Below are 1,180 nucleotides of genomic sequence, written 5' to 3' on the forward strand. Positions count from 1 at the left end.
ATCGAGTAGGAGGGGGAGTTGCCTCCCCCGTCCTCTCACACCACCGGGCATACGGTTCCGTACCACGGCGGTTCATGGTTGGCTCGGAAACCGATTCATCGTATCCAGCAAGCTTACCAGAGACAGACCGTTGAACACCTTCTTGGGCAGCGCCGCATTCATGTGAGAGGCGCCGCTGTTCCACCAGGGCCCACGGCCATTCACTGCACTCACCCAAGCCCTTTGCTTAGTCAGACCGAGCCGCATCAGGTTACGAGCTCGTGTATGGGTTCGCTTCCATTGCCGCCATAGGATCAGGCGAAGCCGCCGTCTTATCCAGCCATCCAGGGCTTCGACCGAACGCTTCGAGGCGGTCAAGCGATAGTAATTCGCCCAACCTCGTAGGACTGGGTTCAGCTTCTGGATAGTCGTCGTCAGCGACTGCCCGCGAGATCGCTTAAGCAGCGGACGCAGCTTGGCCATGAAGGCCTTCAGGCTCTTCGGTGCAACCCTCAACCGTGCCTGCTTGTGCCAGGTCACGCTGTATCCCAGGAAGCTTCGGCGCCAAGGGCGATCCACAGCGCTCTTGTCTGTGTTCACTTTCAGGCGCAGTTCTCTTTCCAGGAAATGGGTGACGCTGGCCATTACCCGTTCGCCGGCTCTTCTGCTGCGAACGTAGATATTGCAGTCGTCCGCATAGCGACAAAACCGGTGACTCCGGCGCTCCAGCTCCCGATCCAGTTCGGTCAGGAGCACGTTGGAGAGCAAGGGTGAGAGAGGGCCGCCTTGCGGCGTGCCTTCCCGTCTCGGGCTGACCAGCCCACCTTCGAGCGTGCCGGCTTGCAGGTAGCGTCGGATCAGGATGAGTATCCGTCGGTCGGTGATGCGACGGGCCAGCAGGCCCATCAGCACATCGTGGTTGACCCGATCAAAGAACTGAGCCAGATCCAGATCGACCACCCAGCGATGGCCGTCGTTGATGTGCCGCTGCATCGCCTTGACCGCCTGATGGGCGCTTCGTCCGGGGCGGAACCCGTAGCTGTGATCCGAGAAGGTCGGTTCCAGCATCGGGCTTAGCACTTGGTGAAGCGCTTGCTGGATCAGGCGATCCTGCACCGTCGGAATACCCAGCACTCGTTCGCCGCCTTGTGGCTTAGGAATGCTGACCCGGCGGACCGGTTGAGGATGGTAGTCTCCGGCC

General features: G+C 60.8%; 1 protein-coding gene. It reads right to left on the reverse strand.

The genetic code is table 11. From position 1 onward, the window contains the following. Positions 1 to 72: 72 nt before the first annotated feature. The coding region (gene ltrA / locus Q668_RS00465; protein WP_036218677.1) for a group II intron reverse transcriptase/maturase at positions 73 to 1,180 on the reverse strand (1,108 nt) is incomplete at its 5' end.

Origin of the sequence: Marinobacter sp. ES-1 (assembly GCF_000475255.1) — a bacterium.
Classification (GTDB): Bacteria; Pseudomonadota; Gammaproteobacteria; order Pseudomonadales; family Oleiphilaceae; genus Marinobacter; species Marinobacter vinifirmus.